This is a genomic window from Microbacterium sp. DMC48 (genome assembly GCF_056313825.1).
Genome location: NZ_JBQUZN010000003.1, coordinates 195516 through 210999 on the forward strand (window position 1 = coordinate 195516; position 15484 = coordinate 210999).

Annotated in this window: 16 protein-coding genes; 12 read left to right on the forward strand and 4 right to left on the reverse strand. The window is 69.5% G+C overall.

Going from position 1 to position 15484, the window contains the following annotated elements; all coding sequences use genetic code 11:
* The first annotated feature begins 4 nt into the window (after positions 1-4).
* From ACT53O_RS00980 to ACT53O_RS01015, 8 genes are all read left to right on the forward strand, one after another.
* Positions 5-946 (forward strand): alpha/beta fold hydrolase, encoded by a 942-nt coding sequence (locus ACT53O_RS00980; RefSeq protein WP_476150994.1) that lies wholly within the window; start codon positions 5-7, stop codon positions 944-946.
* A gap of 153 nt (positions 947-1099) precedes the next feature.
* Positions 1100-2611 carry an ABC transporter substrate-binding protein gene (locus ACT53O_RS00985; protein ID WP_476150996.1) on the forward strand — a complete coding sequence of 504 codons (1512 nt, stop codon included), beginning with the start codon at positions 1100-1102 and terminating at the stop codon, positions 2609-2611.
* A 346-nt stretch (positions 2612-2957) separates the two neighbouring features.
* Positions 2958-3908 carry an ABC transporter permease gene (locus ACT53O_RS00990; RefSeq protein ID WP_476150998.1) on the forward strand — a complete coding sequence of 317 codons (951 nt, stop codon included), beginning with the start codon at positions 2958-2960 and terminating at the stop codon, positions 3906-3908.
* Entirely contained in the window at positions 3905-4783 is an 879-nt protein-coding gene (locus ACT53O_RS00995) for an ABC transporter permease (protein WP_295774965.1), read from the forward strand. Before ACT53O_RS00990 ends, ACT53O_RS00995 begins: the two co-directional genes overlap by 4 nt.
* Positions 4780-5568 carry an ATP-binding cassette domain-containing protein gene (locus ACT53O_RS01000; RefSeq protein ID WP_112932646.1) on the forward strand — a complete coding sequence of 263 codons (789 nt, stop codon included), beginning with the start codon at positions 4780-4782 and terminating at the stop codon, positions 5566-5568. Before ACT53O_RS00995 ends, ACT53O_RS01000 begins: the two co-directional genes overlap by 4 nt.
* On the forward strand, positions 5565-6368 hold the full coding sequence (locus ACT53O_RS01005; RefSeq protein ID WP_294978600.1) for an ABC transporter ATP-binding protein: 804 nt from the start codon (positions 5565-5567) through the stop codon (positions 6366-6368). The genes ACT53O_RS01000 and ACT53O_RS01005 overlap by 4 nt, the downstream gene beginning before the upstream one ends.
* A gap of 62 nt (positions 6369-6430) precedes the next feature.
* Positions 6431-7531, forward strand: coding sequence for a M4 family metallopeptidase (locus ACT53O_RS01010; protein ID WP_476151001.1), 1101 nt, complete (start codon positions 6431-6433; stop codon positions 7529-7531).
* A gap of 28 nt (positions 7532-7559) precedes the next feature.
* Positions 7560-7862, forward strand: coding sequence for a protealysin inhibitor emfourin (locus ACT53O_RS01015; protein WP_476151526.1), 303 nt, complete (start codon positions 7560-7562; stop codon positions 7860-7862).
* Here the strand turns inward: ACT53O_RS01015 and ACT53O_RS01020 are convergent.
* From ACT53O_RS01020 to ACT53O_RS01030, 3 genes are read right to left on the reverse strand one after another with little or no spacing between them, the layout of a single operon-like run.
* Entirely contained in the window at positions 7851-8480 is a 630-nt protein-coding gene (locus ACT53O_RS01020; RefSeq protein WP_036320838.1) for a GNAT family N-acetyltransferase, read from the reverse strand. The two genes, ACT53O_RS01015 and ACT53O_RS01020, sit on opposite strands and share 12 nt — an antisense overlap.
* Positions 8481-8485: 5 nt before the next feature.
* Complete coding sequence (locus tag ACT53O_RS01025; RefSeq protein WP_476151003.1) at positions 8486-9175, reverse strand: uracil-DNA glycosylase; 690 nt, start codon at positions 9173-9175, stop codon at positions 8486-8488.
* Positions 9175-9675, reverse strand: coding sequence for a phosphoribosyltransferase (locus tag ACT53O_RS01030; RefSeq protein WP_016463342.1), 501 nt, complete (start codon positions 9673-9675; stop codon positions 9175-9177). Before ACT53O_RS01030 ends, ACT53O_RS01025 begins: the two co-directional genes overlap by 1 nt.
* A gap of 60 nt (positions 9676-9735) precedes the next feature.
* Here ACT53O_RS01030 and ACT53O_RS01035 point away from each other — a divergent pair, with 60 nt between their 5' ends.
* Complete coding sequence (locus tag ACT53O_RS01035) at positions 9736-11238, forward strand: MFS transporter (RefSeq protein WP_294978587.1); 1503 nt, start codon at positions 9736-9738, stop codon at positions 11236-11238.
* A gap of 23 nt (positions 11239-11261) precedes the next feature.
* On the opposite strand, the gene ACT53O_RS01040 is transcribed toward ACT53O_RS01035, so the two are convergent.
* Positions 11262-12065: an SDR family oxidoreductase gene (locus ACT53O_RS01040; protein WP_294978584.1), complete on the reverse strand. Its 804-nt coding sequence runs from the start codon at positions 12063-12065 to the stop codon at positions 11262-11264.
* A gap of 162 nt (positions 12066-12227) precedes the next feature.
* Between ACT53O_RS01040 and ACT53O_RS01045 the strand changes: the two genes are divergently transcribed.
* The 3 genes from ACT53O_RS01045 (at position 12228) to metX (ending at position 15436) form a co-directional block, all read left to right on the forward strand.
* On the forward strand, positions 12228-13550 hold the full coding sequence (locus tag ACT53O_RS01045) for a bifunctional o-acetylhomoserine/o-acetylserine sulfhydrylase (protein ID WP_135948414.1): 1323 nt from the start codon (positions 12228-12230) through the stop codon (positions 13548-13550).
* A gap of 213 nt (positions 13551-13763) precedes the next feature.
* The gene (locus ACT53O_RS01050) at positions 13764-14171 is read left to right on the forward strand and encodes a hypothetical protein (RefSeq protein WP_121190644.1); all 408 of its coding nucleotides are present in this window, start codon (positions 13764-13766) and stop codon (positions 14169-14171) included.
* A gap of 62 nt (positions 14172-14233) precedes the next feature.
* Entirely contained in the window at positions 14234-15436 is a 1203-nt protein-coding gene (gene metX, locus ACT53O_RS01055; protein ID WP_378794501.1) for a homoserine O-acetyltransferase MetX, read from the forward strand.
* Positions 15437-15484 lie beyond the last annotated feature (48 nt).

Genomic DNA, 15484 nt, shown 5'->3' on the forward strand with positions numbered 1-15484 from the left:
CCGGATGGATGAGTTCTCCTTCCTCGCCGACCAGGCGGCCGAGCTCGGCATCGACGCCGTCCCGCCCGTGCGCCGTCTCACGCACCTCCTCGACGACGGCCGCGCCGTCAGCGCTCTGCAGTACGGGGATCCGGTCACCGCCGCCTTCACGGCCCCGCAGGTGACGCTGCTGCACGGCGCGGGCCTCAATGCCCACACCTGGGATACGACGGTGCTCGCCCTCGGCGTCCCCGCCCTTGCCGTGGACCTCCCGGGTCACGGCGACTCGTCATGGCGGGCGGATGCCGCGTACACCGGAGGCGCCCTCGCGGCCGACATCGCGCCCGCTGTCGCCGCGTGGACCCGGGACACGCCGCAGGTGCTCGTCGGCCAATCGCTCGGGGGCCTGACAGCAGCCGCGCTTGCCGCTGCGCACCCGGAGCTGGTGCGCGAGCTGATCGTCGTCGACATCACCCCCGGCATCGACCCGGACGGCGATGCCGCACAGATCGCCGCTTTCTTCGCCGGCCCCACCGACTGGGCCAGCCGCGACGAGCTCGTCGAACGGGCGCTCTCGTTCGGCCTCGGCGGATCCCGTGGGGCTGCGACGCGCGGTGTCACCCTCAACTCGCGCGTGCGCGGGGACGGCCGCGTCGAGTGGAAGCACCACTTCGCGCACCTCGCCAACGCGATGGCCGGCGACGCGGATGCCGCGGCGAGCGCGCAGGCACAACGGCACGCGATCCGCGGCGCCCTCACCACCGAGGGATGGGATCATCTCGCCGCCACCACCGCTCCGATCACGCTCGTGCGCGGACGTCGCGGGTTCGTGACGCCAACGGATGCCGACGACTTCCAGCACCGCCTCCCGACGGCATCCGTCGTCGAGGTCGACTCGGGCCACAACGTGCAGGAGGAGCAGCCGGTGGAACTGGCCCGCCTCATCGCACAGGTCGCGCGCGGCTGAGTCGACCGGTCGCATGACGCTCGGTGTCACCCCAGCGAAGACCGATGACCGCACCGACCGCCGCAAAGCCTAGGCTGTAACGCGCACCCGAGTCCGCGGGCCGCTGCGCACAGCACACGCGCACGCCCGCGCTGCCGAAAGGACACCTCTCACATGCTTCGCCGCACCACCGTCGCCGCCGCCGCGCTCCTCGCCGCCGGCGCCCTGCTGCTGACCGCCTGCTCCGGCGGCTCCACGCCCGATGCGTCCCCGACCGCGGTCACGCCCGACCCCGACGCGGTCGTGAACGTACGTCTTGTCGCGGAACCCGGCAACCTCGACATCAGGACCACGGCGGGCTCGGCTCTCGACCAGATCCTCATCGACAACGTCTACCAGGGTCTCGTTTCGCGCACGCCCGACCAGCAGATCGTCGACACGCTCGCATCCAGCCACACCGTCTCGTCCGACAAGCTCACCTATACGTTCACCCTGCGTGACGGCGTGACTTTCCACGATGGGTCGCCCCTGACGGTCGACGACGTCGTGTGGTCTCTGCAGCAGGTGAAGGCCAACGCTTCGTACCGCGACTCCGACACGCTCTCTCGCGTGCAGAGCATCGCCGCGAACGGCAAGGACGTCGTGCTGACCCTCAGCCAGCCCGATTCGGGGCTGCTGTGGAACCTCACCGGGCGCGCCGGTCTCGTGCTTAAGAAGGACGACCCCACCGATCGCAAGACGAAGGCGAACGGCACCGGGCCGTACAAGCTGACGAACTGGAAGCAGGGCGACTCGATCACCTTCGACCGCAACGACGGGTACTGGGGCGACAAGGCGAAGGTCAAAGAGGTGGTGTTCAGCTACATCCCCGACAACCAGGCAGCGCTCAACGGCGCCCTAGCAGGAGAACTCGACGTCGTCACTGGCTTCGACGCAAACCTCAGCGATCAGATCAAGGCAAGCGGCGAGTTCACTGTCGAGGTCGGAAAGTCGACCGACAAGGGCACGCTGGCGATGAACTCGACGAAGGCCCCTCTGTCCGACAAGCGGGTGCGCCAGGCGATCCGCGAGGCCATCGACCACGACGCGATCGTCAAGGCGCTCGGAGCCGGGCAGACCTTGTACGGCCCGATCCCTGAGTTGGACCCCGGCTACGAGGATCTGTCCTCCACCGCTCCGTTCGACCCGACCGCTGCGAAGAAGCTTCTTTCGGAGGCCGGTGTACAGGACCTGACGCTGACGCTCACCATCCCGTCCTGGTACGGAACGACAGTTTCTCAGATCCTCGTATCGAACCTCAACGACGTCGGAATCACTCTCAAAGTCAAGCAGGTTGAGTTTCCGACGTGGGTCAACGACGTTTACACCAACAAGAACTATGAGCTCAGCTTCGTGTTGCACACCGAGGCGCGCGACTTCGAGAACTGGGCGAATCCGGACTACTACTTCACCTACAACAACCCCGAGGTGCAGAAGCTCTATCAGCAGTCGCGCAGCGCGACGGACGACCAGACGTCGGCGGGCCTGCTAAAGCAGGCTGCGAAGATCGTCGCCGAAGATCAGGCCGCCGATTGGCTCTATAACGGAGCGTCGGTTGTGGCCACTCGACATGGCGTAGCTGGCTTCCCTATTGTGAATGTCAACGAGCGCATGAACCTCAGTGCGCTTGAGGAGGCAGCGCGATAAGCACGCTTGCCATCAGGCGCTATTGGAGAAGCTATGAAACTGTCCCGGAAGACTGCAGGAGTATCGCTTGCGACCGCGCTCTTGGCTGCCGCTTTGGTCGGCGTCGCGGCTCCCGCGAATGCCGCGTCAAACTCGTTCCAATGCGTTCCAGCAGACCAAGTCGTCGTCGATCCTGCTTTTCCTTCAGTTACCGTTTACTACACTTTTACGGGGTGGGCAGGATCCAAGTACAAGTACTCCGTGAAGACAGTCTCTCCATCGACGGGCGCCTACTACAGCAGCAAGACCTGCCAGCCCTAGCTCGAGTCTCAGTTGAGGGCGGCTGTGCGCCGTCTATGGTTGGTCGTTGTCTAGATATCTAGCGCGTCGACTGGCCCTGCTCGCGCTGGGCCTGTTCGTCGCCAGTGCGCTCATCTTCCTGACGCTCCGGGTCCTTCCCGGCGATGTCGCTCAGCTCATTGCCGGGATCGACGCGAGCCCGGCGCAGGTCGCCGCAATCCGTGAGCGCCTCGGGCTCGGAGAGCCCCTTGCGGCGCAGTACCTGTCGTGGATCGGCGGTGTCTTCCGCGGAGACCTCGGCCAGTCGTTGCTGACCGGCGCCCCCGTGGCGGCCCAGCTCGCCGAGAAGGCTCAGGTGACGGTTCCGCTCGGACTGATGGCGATGACCGTCGCCCTGCTGATCGCACTGCCGTTCGGAGTGCTCTCCGCCGTTCGCCGCGGCCGTCCCGACGGCACCGCCCTCTCCGTCGGCGCCCAGGCCGTGGCCGCGGTCCCCGTGGTGTGGGCCGGCATGATGCTGGTGCTGGTGTTCGCCGTCTGGCTCGGGTGGCTGCCCGCCCAGGGCTTTCCCCGCGCGGGGTGGAGCGACCCGGCATCCGCCGTGCGGGCGCTGCTGCTGCCGGCGATCACGATCGGCGTCGTCGAGGGTGCGATGCTCATGCGGTTCGTCCGTTCGGCGACCCTCCAGGCGACGGGAGAGGACTTCGTCCGCACCGCGGCGGCGAAAGGCCTCACCCGCACGCAGGCCCTCATCCGGCACGGACTTCCCACGGTGGGTCTGTCGATCATCACGGTTCTGGGGCTGCAGGTGGCCGGCATCATCGTCGGCGCCGTCGTCATCGAGCAGCTGTTCAGCCTGCCCGGCATCGGACGCATGCTCGTGGAGGACGTCGGCAAGCGTGACCTGCTCAAGGTTCAGGGCGAACTGCTCGCGCTCACCGGGTTCGTGCTCGTCGTCGGCTTCGCCGTCGACCTCGTCCACCGGCTGATCGACCCTCGGCAGCGGGAGGCGGAATGAGCAGGTTCGCCTGGCTGCGTCGACTGTGGGCGCTGTCGACGGGACGCTTCGGTCTCCTCGTCGTGCTGACGATCGGCGTCGTCGCACTCGTCGCACGGTTCTGGTTGCCGTTCGATCCGCAGGCGGTCGACGTCGACGGCCGGTGGGCTCTGCCGGGGTGGCCGCATCTGCTCGGCACGGACGGCGCGGGCCGCGACATCCTGAGTCTGCTGATGGCCGGCGCTCGCACGACGGTCTGGGTGGCGCTCGGCGCCGGTCTCGTGGCGACGGTGATCGGTGTCGCCCTCGCGGCCCTCGGCGCACTCACCGCGCGGTGGCTGCGCGAGAGCGTCGCCGTGCTCGTCGACATCCTCATCGCGTTCCCCGTTCTTCTGATCGCCATGATGATCTCGTCGGTGTGGGGTGGTTCGCTGTGGGTGGTGATCGTCTCGGTCGGCATCGGCTTCGGCGTCAACATCGCGCGCGTCACGCGCCCGGAACTCCGCCGCGTGCTGCACAGCGACTTCGTCCTCGCCGGTCGAGCCGCCGGTCTCACTCCCTTCCAGAACCTGTACCGGCACCTGTTGCCCAACGTCGCGCCGGTCTTCATCGTGCAGCTGTCGTGGGGCATGGCCGTCGCCGTCCTCGCCGAAGCCGGGCTCAGCTACCTCGGGTTCGGCGCCCCCCTCACCGAACCCAGCTGGGGGCTACTGCTGAAAGACCTGCAGCAGTACATCTCGGTGCACCCGTTGAGCGTCGTCTGGCCGGGACTGGCGATCACGATCACGGTGCTGGGGCTCAACCTCCTCGGGGACGCACTGCGCGAGGCGACCGACCCCACCCTCACGCGTCGGCGCACGGCGGCGCAGACCCACACGACGGCGGTGATCTCGTGAGCCTGGTGGTGCGCAATCTGTCGATCGAGATCGACGGTCGCCGCGTCGTGGACGACATCTCCTTCGACGTCCCCGACGGCGCGCGCGTGGGCCTGATCGGAGAGTCGGGGTCGGGCAAGTCACTCACCGCCCTCGCGATCCTCGGCCTGCTGCCGGATGCCGCCACGGCCACGGGCAGCATCCGATGGAACGAACGCGAGCTGATCGGTCTGCCCGACCGCGAGCTCGCCCGACTGCGCGGCGATGAGATCGGCATCGTCTTCCAGGAGCCGCGCACCGCCCTCAATCCGATCCGCACCGTCGGCCGCCAGATCGCCGAGTCCGTGCGCATCCACGAGGGCCTCGGACGCAGGGATGCCGCGGCCCGCGCCATCGCAGAGGCCGAGCGGGTTCGGCTTCCCGAACCCGCCCAGATCGTCCGCCGCTACCCGCACCAGCTCTCCGGCGGTCAGCGCCAGAGGGTGGCCATCGCCATGGCCCTCGCCTGCCGTCCTCGCCTGCTGATCGCGGACGAGCCGACGACGGCGCTCGACGTCACGATCCAGGCCGAGGTGCTCGAGCTGCTCGCCGGCCTCGTCGCGAGGGACGGCATGTCGCTGGTGTTCATCACGCACGACCTGGCGGTGCTCTCCCAGATCGCCACGCACGCCGTCGTACTCGAACACGGGCGCGTGGTCGAGCACGGTCCGCTCTCACGTCTGCTGACCGCGCCGGCATCACCGGTGACCCAGGGGTTGCTGCGCGATGCCACCGCGACACTGTGGCGACCGGGGGGTGCGGCATGAGTGCGGACGCCCTGCTGAGCGCGCGGGCCGTCAGCCGTCGCTTCCGCCAACGCGGAACCGGACTGTTCGAGCGGGCACGATGGACCACGGCGCTCGAGGACGCCGACATCGACGTCTTCGAGGGCTCCGCCGTCGGCATCATCGGCGAGTCGGGCTCGGGCAAGTCCACGCTCGTGCGTGTGCTGCTGGGGCTGGACACGCCCACGACCGGCACGGTGACGGTGGCCGGACGCACGGTGGATGCGAGGGCCTCTGCGCGCTCGCTGCACTGGCTGCGACGCGAGACCGGCGTCGTGTTCCAGGACCCCTATGCCTCGCTCGATCCCCGGATGAGCGTCGGAAGGATCATCGGCGAGCCGCTCTGGGCGCTGGAGATCCCGGGCGATCGTCGTGCGCGCGTGCGCGAGGTGCTCGAGGCGGTCGGCCTCGAGGCGGCGATGGCCGACCGCTACCCGCACGAGTTCTCGGGCGGGCAGCGCCAGCGCATCGCCCTGGCGCGCGCGATCGTGCACCGGCCGCGCATCCTCGTCGGCGACGAGCCGCTCTCGGCGCTCGATGTCACCGTACGCGCGCAGATCCTCGAGCTGCTGCGCGAGCTGCGCCAGCGCGAACAGCTCACCCTCGTGATGGTGTCGCACGACATCGGCGTGGTGCAGAACCTCTGCGACGAGGTGATCGTCATGAAGGACGGCCGCATCGTCGAGGAGGGCCCGACGGAGAAGGTCCTGCTCGCGCCGCAGGTCGCCTACACGCGTCGGCTGCTCGCCTCCATCCCGGTGATCGACCCACCGCGGGACTGATCGTTGCGTGGGCGAGGCATCGGACAGGCGCGCACGTCGGATGCCGGGCGTAGGGTGACGCCATGTTCGCCATCGTTCCGCCGTACCTGCTGTCTCGCCTGGCCGCCACCGACGCGCCGCACCTCGCGAACGCCGCAGAGGCCGCCCGCGCGACCCTGGCGATCGCACGGCCTTCCCACCCAGCGCCCGCGCGCGGTCGGGCACGGCTCGATCTGTCGGTCGACGGCGACGCCCTCATCCTGCAGGGAGAGCCGGCGCCCGACCGCGTCATCTCCGACGCGCAGCACCGCGAAACGCTTCCCGGCGTGCGCGTGCGCGGCGAAGACGACCCGGCCGTCGCCGACGTCGCCGTGAACGAGGCCTTCGAGGGGCTGGGCGCGAGCTTCGAGCTGTTCTGGGACGCGTTCGCACGCCGCTCGATCGACGGCGCCGGCGGAACCCTCGCGGCGAGCGTGCACTACGGCGACCGCTATGACAACGCGTTCTGGAACGGCGAGCGGATGGTCTTCGGCGACGGCGACGGCGAGGTGTTCCGGGGCTTCACCTCTTCGATCAGCGTCATCGGGCACGAGCTCGGCCACGGCGTGATCGAGCACGGCGGCGGTCTCGAGTACCAGGGACAGTCGGGAGCGCTCAACGAGTCCGTCGCCGACGTCTTCGGCGCGCTGACAGAGCAGCATCGCGCCGGCGAGAGAGCCGCGGAGGCGTCGTGGCTGATCGGGGCCGGCATCTTCACCGACGCCGTTCAGGGCGTGGCGCTGCGCTCGATGAAGGCACCCGGCACGGCCTACGACGACGATGTTCTCGGCAAAGACCCTCAGCCCGCCCACATGCGCGACTACGTCCGCACGAGCGAGGACAACGGCGGCGTGCACATCAACTCCGGCATCCCGAACAAGGCCTTCCACCTCGTCGCCACCGCGCTCGGCGGTCACGCGTGGGAACGAGCGGGCCGCATCTGGTACCTCACGGTGACGCAGGGCGACGTGCCGCCGACGGCGGATTTCTCGGCGTTCGCGGCGGCGACCGCGGCGGTCGCGCAGCGGGAGTACGGTGAGAGATCGGAGGAAGCCGACGCCGTCCGCACCGCGTGGAACGCCGTCGGTGTGACCGCCCGTGACGAACCATCCCGATCCGCGCGATCTGCCGGAGACCGCGAATGACGCCGATGCGCACGCCCTGACCGTGAGCATGGTCCGCTCCGGCGGCGTCGCGGGATTCACGCGCCGCTGGCACCTCTCGGTACCTCCCTACGAGAGTGCGCGCTGGAAGCAGCTCGTGGAACGTTGCCCCTGGGACGCCGAGGACAGCGGCGAGCATCTCCCGAGCTCGGCCGCTGCCCCCACCGCGCAGGGCGCCGACCGATTCACCTGGACCATCGAAGCTCACGTCGACGGTCGTTCCCACCGTGCGATCGTCAGCGAGGCGGGCGCCGAGGGCGCCTGGCGCACCTTGATCGACGCGGTCCGCGACGCCGCGCCCTCACCCCTCTGAGCGCTCCGAGCGCGAGAACAGCGAACGCTTCTTCTTCACCGGCGACAGCTGCTTCTGCAGGTAGATCGTGCCGAGCCAGCGGCCGAACTTGAAGCCGACGCGTCCCATGCGTCCGACCTCGACGAAGCCGAGCTTCTCGTGCAGGGCGATGGAGGACTCGGCCCCCTTGTCGCTGATCACCGCGACCATCTGATGGATGCCGGCCGCCTCACTGGCTGCGATCAGCGCCTCCAGGAGCGCGCGGCCGAGGCCCTTTCCCGTCGCCGCCTGGCCGAGGTAGATCGAGTTCTCCACGCTGTAGCGGTACGCCGACTTGGCCGACATCGGCTGCACGAGTGCATAGCCGAGGATCTGCCCGCTGGGCGACTGCGCCACGAGGAACGGCATGCCGAGCTTGGAGAGATGCTCGAGCTTCTCGCGCCACTGGGCGAGCGACCACTTCTTCTCGTCGAAGGTCACCACCGAGTTGGTGACGTAGTAGTTGTAGATCTCGCGGATGTCCGGAATATCGCCGTCCCGCACGGGCCGGATCTCGTAGGAGAAGGGGCGCTCCTGCTCGCTGCGGCGCAGGTGCACGGGCAGCCGCCGCCGACTCTTGTCGTACTCCTCCTCCAGCATGTGGCTCAGCCTAAACGCCAGTCGACCGGCGTCGCACCCTGCTGGACGAGCAGCTCATTGACACGCGAGAAGGGACGCGAGCCGAAGAAGCCCCGACTGGCCGACAGCGGCGAAGGGTGGGCGGACTCCACGGTCGGGGTCCCCGCGAGAAGGGGCCGCAGGTTCGCGGCATCCCGCCCCCAGAGCACCGCGACGAGCGGTCGGTCGCGGGCGACGAGGGTGCGAATGGCGTGTTCGGTGACCTTCTCCCATCCCCACCCGCGGTGGGACGCGGGGGCGCCGGGGGCCACCGTCAGCACGCGGTTGAGCAGCATGACGCCCTGGTCGCTCCATGCGGAGAGGTCGCCGTGCGGTGCCCGTGCGATGCCGAGGTCGGTTTCCAGCTCCTGGTAGATGTTGGCGAGGCTTCGCGGCAGGGGCCTCACGTGCGCGTCCACGGCGAACGAGAGCCCGATCGGGTGGCCCGGGGTCGGGTAGGGGTCCTGCCCGACGATGAGGACCTTGACGTCCGCGAGCGGTCTCGCGAAGGCGCGGAGCACCTTGTCGCCCGCGGGGAGATACGGCCGCCCTGCCGCGGTCTCGGCGCGCAGGCGTTCGCCGAGCGCCGCGATGTCGGGCGCCACCGAAGCGAGCGCGTGCGCCCAATCGGCGTCGATGAGTCCGGCATCGGCCAGCTCGTCGAGGGCCATCGCCATCAGGCGCTCGCCTCCGCGCCCGCATCCTCCTCGATCACAGAACCGGCTGCCGACCAGGGGAAATCGATCCAACGGTCGGTCTCGCGCCAGGAGAAGTCGGGCTGGGCGACACTGCCGGGCTTCGTGTAGATGCACACCGATCGCACGTCGGCATCGGCGTCGCGCAGCATCTTCACCGCGAGGGCGAGTGTGCGACCGCTGTCGGCGACGTCGTCGACGAGCAGGACGCGCTTGCCGGGAAGGTAGCCGAGGTCGAGGTCGGGGGGCAGGAGCGCCGGAGCCTCCAGCACGGTGCCGATGCCGGTGTAGAACTCCACGTTCAGGGCACCGCAGCTCTTGACCCCCAGGCCGTAGGCGATCGCGCCGGCGGGCAGCAGACCCCCGCGGGCGATCGCCACCACGACGTCGGGAACGAACCCGTCCGCCACGATCGATCGGGACAGCGCCCGGGTCGCCTCGCCGAAACCGTCCCATGTCAGTACTTCGCGCTCGCTCGTCACGGCAATCAGCCTAGGCGCCACTGCGGTGCGCGACACACACGCGTGGCTAGAGTGAACGCCGTGACCTCCTCCTCCGCAGGCTCCTCGACGGCGAAGAGCCCCCGCACCCGCTCGGCCCGCCTTCCCCGGGGCCTCGGCATCACCGCCGGCCTCATCGGATGGTTCATCCTGGTCGAGATCGTCAGCGGTATCCTGCAGGGGTACTACGTGCCGCTGTTCAGCGACATCGTCGTCTCCCTCGGCATCCACGACTCGGACGTCAACTGGTTCGAGGCGGCGCAGCTGCTGCTGTCGGCGCTCGTCGTCCCGGTGCTCGCGAAACTCGGCGACATGTACGGCCACAAGCGCATCCTGCTCATCGCCGCGGTCCTCACGGCCGGGGCGACGTGGTGGCTGGCGTTCGCGACCTCGTTCTGGAGCTTTCTGATCGCCTGGGCGTTGCAGGGCTTCTACGTCGTCTGGCTGCCGTTGGAGATCGCCCTCATCTTCGAGCGCGGCCGGGTGCAGCAGCGCGGAGTGTCGACGACCCGCCGCGCGGCGGGTCTGCTGGTCGTCGGGCTGGAGGTCGGCGCGATCGTCGGCGCTCTCGCCGCCGGACGGATCTTCGCCGCAAGCGGCCAGAACCTCACCGCGACGCTCATCGTGCCGGCGATCGCCGTGACGCTCGTCGCACTCGTCATCTGGATCGGTGTTCCCGAATCCGCCCCGGAGGGTGGACGACGCCTCGACACGAGGGGCTTCGTGCTCCTCGCGTGGGCACTGCTGCTCGTGACGGGCGGTCTGGCCTGGATGCGGATGATCGGTGAGCTGGCGCTCGGCGCCGCCGCCTGGATCTGGGTCGTTGCCCTGCTGCTGGCCGGGGTCGCGGTGTTCGTGTGGTTCGTGCGCTTCGAACTGCGCCAGGACGACCCGGCGGTGGACATCCGGGTGCTGCGCCGACCCGAGATGTGGCCGGTGCAGGCGACGGCCTTCCTCATCGGGATCAGCCTGCTCGGCGCGCAGGGACCGTTGTCGACGTACGCCGGCACCGATCCCTCGCTCGGCTACGGGCTCGGGTTGGATGCCACGGAGCGCTCGAACATCATCGGGGTCTACCTCGTCTCACTCATCGTGGGCGCCGTGCTGTTCGCCGTGACCTCGCGGCGGGCGAGCCCACGGGTCGTACTGATCGCGGCATCCCTGCTCGTGGGTATCGGCTATCTGCTCTTCCTGCCGTTCCACGTGGAGCTGTGGCAGGTGCTGCTCAACCTCTCGATCGCCGGGCTCGGCTGCGGCGCGCTGGTCGGTGCGCTTCCCGCCGCCGCGGCCGCCGCCGCCCCGCGCGGGCAGACCGGCATCGCGACGGCACTGACCAACACGACCAAGACGATCGGCGGGTCGTTCTCCTCAGCCGTGTTCGGCGTGGTGCTCGCGGCCGGCGCCGGCGCCGTGGCCAGCCAGACCGCGGCTTCCCTCGGTGGCTACCTGACGGTGTGGGCGATCTGCGCCGGCGGCGGATTCCTCGCCGCCCTGCTGCTCGTGTTCGTTCCGAAGGTCGCGTTCGCCGACGCCCCCGCGTCCTGACGCCGCGGGCCTCTTCCGCGGGGTCAGGCGCGCGGGCGGAGGCGACCGCGCGCGAGCAGGTGCTGCGCGGACTGGGCGACCGGGCGCATCGTCACCAGGTCGAGGTTGACGTGGCCGGGAGCATGAAGGGCGTACGCGATGACATCCGCGACATCGTCCGCGGTGAGCGGGTGCTCGACGCCCTCGTAGACCTTCTCGGCCGTGGCGCGGTCGCCACCCAGTCGGTTGAGGGTGAACTCCTCGGTGTAGACCATGCCCGGCGCGACCTCGGTCACGCGGATCGGCTCGCCGTTCAGCTCCAGACGCAGGGCGTGCACGAGCATCGCCTCGCCCGCCTTCGCCGCGTTGTAGCCGGCTCCTCCGGGATACGCCGTCTGCGCCGCGGTCGAGGTGACATACAGCGTGTCGGCGTGACCGCCGTCGTCGATCCCTGCCCGCAGCAACGGCAGCAGGGCCGCCGTGACCAGCTGCGCCGACAGCACGTTCGCCTCGAACATCCAGCGCCAGTCCGCCGGGTCGCCGTCTTCGACCCGGTCGGTGCCCCGCGCGCCGCCGGCGACGTGCACGAGGGCGTGCACCGCCCCGGTGCGCGCCAGGTGCTCGGCCAGCGCCGCCACGTCGGCCTCGTTCGACAGGTCGGCGGCGAACGATGCCGACCCGGTTTCGCGATCCAGCGCGACCAGCCGCTCCGCGCGGCGAGCCACGCCCACCACGTCCCAGCCCGACGCCCGCAGGGCGCGTACGGTCGCCGCACCGATGCCGGAGCTCGCTCCCGTCACCACGGCGCGACGACGATGGCCCTGAGAACTCTCCTGCGGCGAAGTCATGCCCCCACGCTACGTCACGGCATCGGATGCCGAGGCGAGTGCGTTCATTACGTCACATTTCCCGACCGTTGTTGACAACGGGCGCGAACTCTACTGTCGGTGGTGGCCGCGGCATCCGACCCCGGCTCCCCACCACTTCCGATTCACCCGATGGAGCCCGACATGTCCGCATCCGAGAACTGGCGCTTCGAGACCACGCAGATCCACGCGGGCGCGCAGCCCGACCCCGTGACCAAGGCGCGAGCCACGCCGATCTACCAGACCACCTCCTACGTGTTCGACAACGCCGACCACGCCGCGAACCTGTTCGCGCTGGCGGAGTTCGGCAACATCTACACCCGCATCCAGAACCCCACGCAGGACGTCGTCGAACAGCGCATCGCGGCCCTCGAGGGGGGCACCGGCGCCCTCCTCGTCGCATCGGGCCAGGCGGCGGAGACGTTCGCGATCCTCAACATCGCGGAGGCCGGCGACCACTTCGTGTCGTCGAGCTCGATCTACGGCGGCACCTACAACCTCTTCAAGTACACGCTGGGCAAGCTCGGCATCGAGGTCACGTTCGTCGAGAACCAGGACGACCCGGAGGAGTGGCGCCGCGCGGTCCGCCCCAACACGAAGCTGTTCTTCGCCGAGACGATCGGCAACCCGCAGATCAACGTGCTCGACATCCGCACCGTCGCCGACGTCGCCCACGAGGCCGGTGTGCCGCTCATCGTCGACAACACGATCGCAACGCCCTACCTCATCCGCCCGTTCGAGCACGGCGCCGACATCGTCGTGCACTCGGCCACCAAGTTCCTCGGCGGCCACGGCACCGTCATCGGCGGCGCCATCGTCGACGGCGGCACGTTCCCGTGGTCCGAGCACGCCGACCGCTTCCCGGGCCTGACCACCCCCGACCCCTCTTACCACGGCGCGATCTACACGCAGGCTGTCGGCGACGGCCTGGCGTACGTCATCAAGGCACGCGTGCAGCTGCTGCGCGACCTCGGCGCCGCCATCTCGCCGCAGAGCGCCTGGCTGCTCATCCAGGGCATCGAGACCCTGTCGCTGCGCATCGAGCGTCACGTGCAGAACGCGCAGGAGATCGCCGAGTGGCTGGAGAACCACGACGACATCGCCTCGGTCAACTACTCCGGCCTGCCGACCTCGCCCTGGTACGCGGCCGCGAACCGCTACGCCCCGAAGGGCGTGGGCGCGGTGCTGTCGTTCGAGCTCAAGGGCGGCGTCCAGGCCGGTCGCGAGTTCGTGAATGCGCTCGAGCTCTTCAGCCACCTCGCGAACATCGGCGATGTCCGCTCGCTCGTCATCCACCCGGCATCCACGACGCACTCGCAGCTGACGCCGGAGCAGCAGCTCACGACCGGTGTGACCCCGGGCCTGGTCCGCTTGTCGGTGGGTCTGGAGAACGTCGAGGATCTCAAGGCCGACCTCGAGCAGGCCCTCGCCGCCGCGCGCAAGGTCTCCGAGGCCGCCCGCGCCTGAGCCCTGCCCCGCCGCGGAGCAGCACACCCGTCCCCGACGGGTGCACGAACTCCGCAGGATGCCGCGAACTCCGCAGCCGGAAACGCTTCCCGCTGCGGAGTTCGCGCGTTTCTGCGGAGGTGGTGGTCGTGAGCGCACGATGAGCGCGTGCGCCACCCGGCCGTAGGATCGATCGATCGTTCATGGACGCGGAGTGACAGATTGCTTGACGACGTGCTCGGCACCCTCCTCGGAGGAGCCATCGGCGATGTCATCGGTCACGTCATCAAGGCACCCTTCATTCGCGCCAAGCAGAGCCGTGGCAAGATGCGCGCAGCCTTGCGTGTGGAGTGGGGATCGCACGACGGTCTGACGACAGCCTGGCGACGCGGCAACGTCCGTATCCGTCCCGGCTTTCTTGAGTTTCGCGGCCATGAGATCCGTGTCCTCAGCGTGTCCGACGCCGCGAGAAGCCCCGCGGTCGGCGAGTGGCTCCAGGTTCACACCGACTCGCAGATCTACTCCGTCGCCACGCCGTCTGCGCGGCTGCTGTGGGCGGTGCCGGGCCCGCAGTCCGCGTGGGCTCTGAGTCGGCTTGCTCATCCGTGCCGGCAAGAGCCTCATGCCGCCGACGAGTCGTAACAGTCCTCTCCGAGGGCACACGACCACCTAGCCTGGAAGCTGGCGAAAGGTAGCGGGAGAGCATGGACTGGCAGACCTCCGAAGACACGGTGCCGAGCGCACCGATCACGGAGGCCGACGCGCGCCTGCTGCGCGGCCGCCCGCCGGCGACGGGCGCCTGGCGCGACGGCGATCCCGCCGGCGACCGCCGCTTCGCCGCGTTCGGCGCCTTCACGACCGAGGGCGGTCGGGAGCTTCCCGGCATCCGCCTGGCCTACGAGACCTGGGGCGAGCTGTCGCCCGCCCGTGACAACGCGGTGCTCGTGCTTCATGCCCTCACCGGCGACAGTCACGTACGCGGCGCCGCGGGACCCGGTCATCCCACCGCGGGCTGGTGGGACGACATCGTGGGCCCGGGCGCCCCCATCGACACCGACCGCTGGTTCGTCGTCGCCCCGAACATGCTCGGTGGATGCCAGGGCTCGACGGGGCCGTCATCGATCGCCCCCGACGGGTACGAATGGGCGGGACGCTTTCCGTACCTGACCATCCGCGACCAGGTCGCCGCCCAGGTGCGCCTTGCGGATGCGCTCGGCATCGACGTGTGGGCCGCGGTCGTCGGCGGCTCGATGGGCGGCATGCACGCGCTCGAGTGGGGTGTGGGCCAGCCCGAGCGCGTCGCGCGGCTCGCCGTACTCTCCTCTCCGCCGACGACGACGGCCGACCAGATCGCGCTCAACGGCGTGCAGCTGGAAGCCATCCAGATCGATCCGCGCTTCGCCGACGGCGAGTACTACGACGCTCCCGACGGCGAGGGACCGCACCGCGGCCTCGCGCTCGCCCGCCGCATGGCCCTGCTGAACTACCGGAGCCCCACCGAACTCAACCAACGCTTCCAGCGCTCGTGGCAGTCGGGAAAGAGCCCGCTCGGTCACGGGGGCCGCTTCGCCGTGGAGAGCTATCTCGACTTCCACGGCAACAAGTTCACGCGCCGCTTCGACGCGAACACCTACATCACGCTGGTCGAGGCCATGAACTCCCACGACGTGGGACGCGACCGAGGCGGGGTCGAGGATGCCCTCGCGCGTGTCACCGCGACGACGCTCGTGCTCGGCACCGATAGCGACCGCCTGTTCCCGATCGATGGACAGCACCGCATCGCGCGCGGCATCCGCTCGACGATCGACGACGGCGCGGTCGTGCTCTCCAGCGACTTCGGCCACGACGGCTTCCTCATCGAGACGGCCGCCGTCGGAGCGCACCTGCGCCGCTTGCTGCAGAGCTGATCCGGCCTCAGGCCGCCGCGGCGGTGGCTCGCGAATCCCTGCCGTCCT

Bases quoted from the DNA above. Each gene is read 5' to 3' on its own strand.
- ACT53O_RS01025 (WP_476151003.1), bottom strand. From the start codon at position 9,175: ATGGCGATGGCCCTCGACGAGCTGGCCGATGCCGGACTCATCGACGCC.
- ACT53O_RS01010 (WP_476151001.1), top strand. From the start codon at position 6,431: ATGTTCGCCATCGTTCCGCCGTACCTGCTGTCTCGCCTGGCCGCCACC.
- ACT53O_RS00980 (WP_476150994.1), top strand. From the start codon at position 5: ATGGATGAGTTCTCCTTCCTCGCCGACCAGGCGGCCGAGCTCGGCATC.
- ACT53O_RS01020 (WP_036320838.1), bottom strand. From the start codon at position 8,480: ATGCTGGAGGAGGAGTACGACAAGAGTCGGCGGCGGCTGCCCGTGCAC.
- ACT53O_RS01045 (WP_135948414.1), top strand. From the start codon at position 12,228: ATGTCCGCATCCGAGAACTGGCGCTTCGAGACCACGCAGATCCACGCG.
- ACT53O_RS00995 (WP_295774965.1), top strand. From the start codon at position 3,905: ATGAGCAGGTTCGCCTGGCTGCGTCGACTGTGGGCGCTGTCGACGGGA.
- metX (WP_378794501.1), top strand. From the start codon at position 14,234: ATGGACTGGCAGACCTCCGAAGACACGGTGCCGAGCGCACCGATCACG.
- ACT53O_RS00985 (WP_476150996.1), top strand. From the start codon at position 1,100: ATGCTTCGCCGCACCACCGTCGCCGCCGCCGCGCTCCTCGCCGCCGGC.
- ACT53O_RS01040 (WP_294978584.1), bottom strand. From the start codon at position 12,065: ATGACTTCGCCGCAGGAGAGTTCTCAGGGCCATCGTCGTCGCGCCGTG.
- ACT53O_RS01015 (WP_476151526.1), top strand. From the start codon at position 7,560: ATGGTCCGCTCCGGCGGCGTCGCGGGATTCACGCGCCGCTGGCACCTC.
- ACT53O_RS01005 (WP_294978600.1), top strand. From the start codon at position 5,565: ATGAGTGCGGACGCCCTGCTGAGCGCGCGGGCCGTCAGCCGTCGCTTC.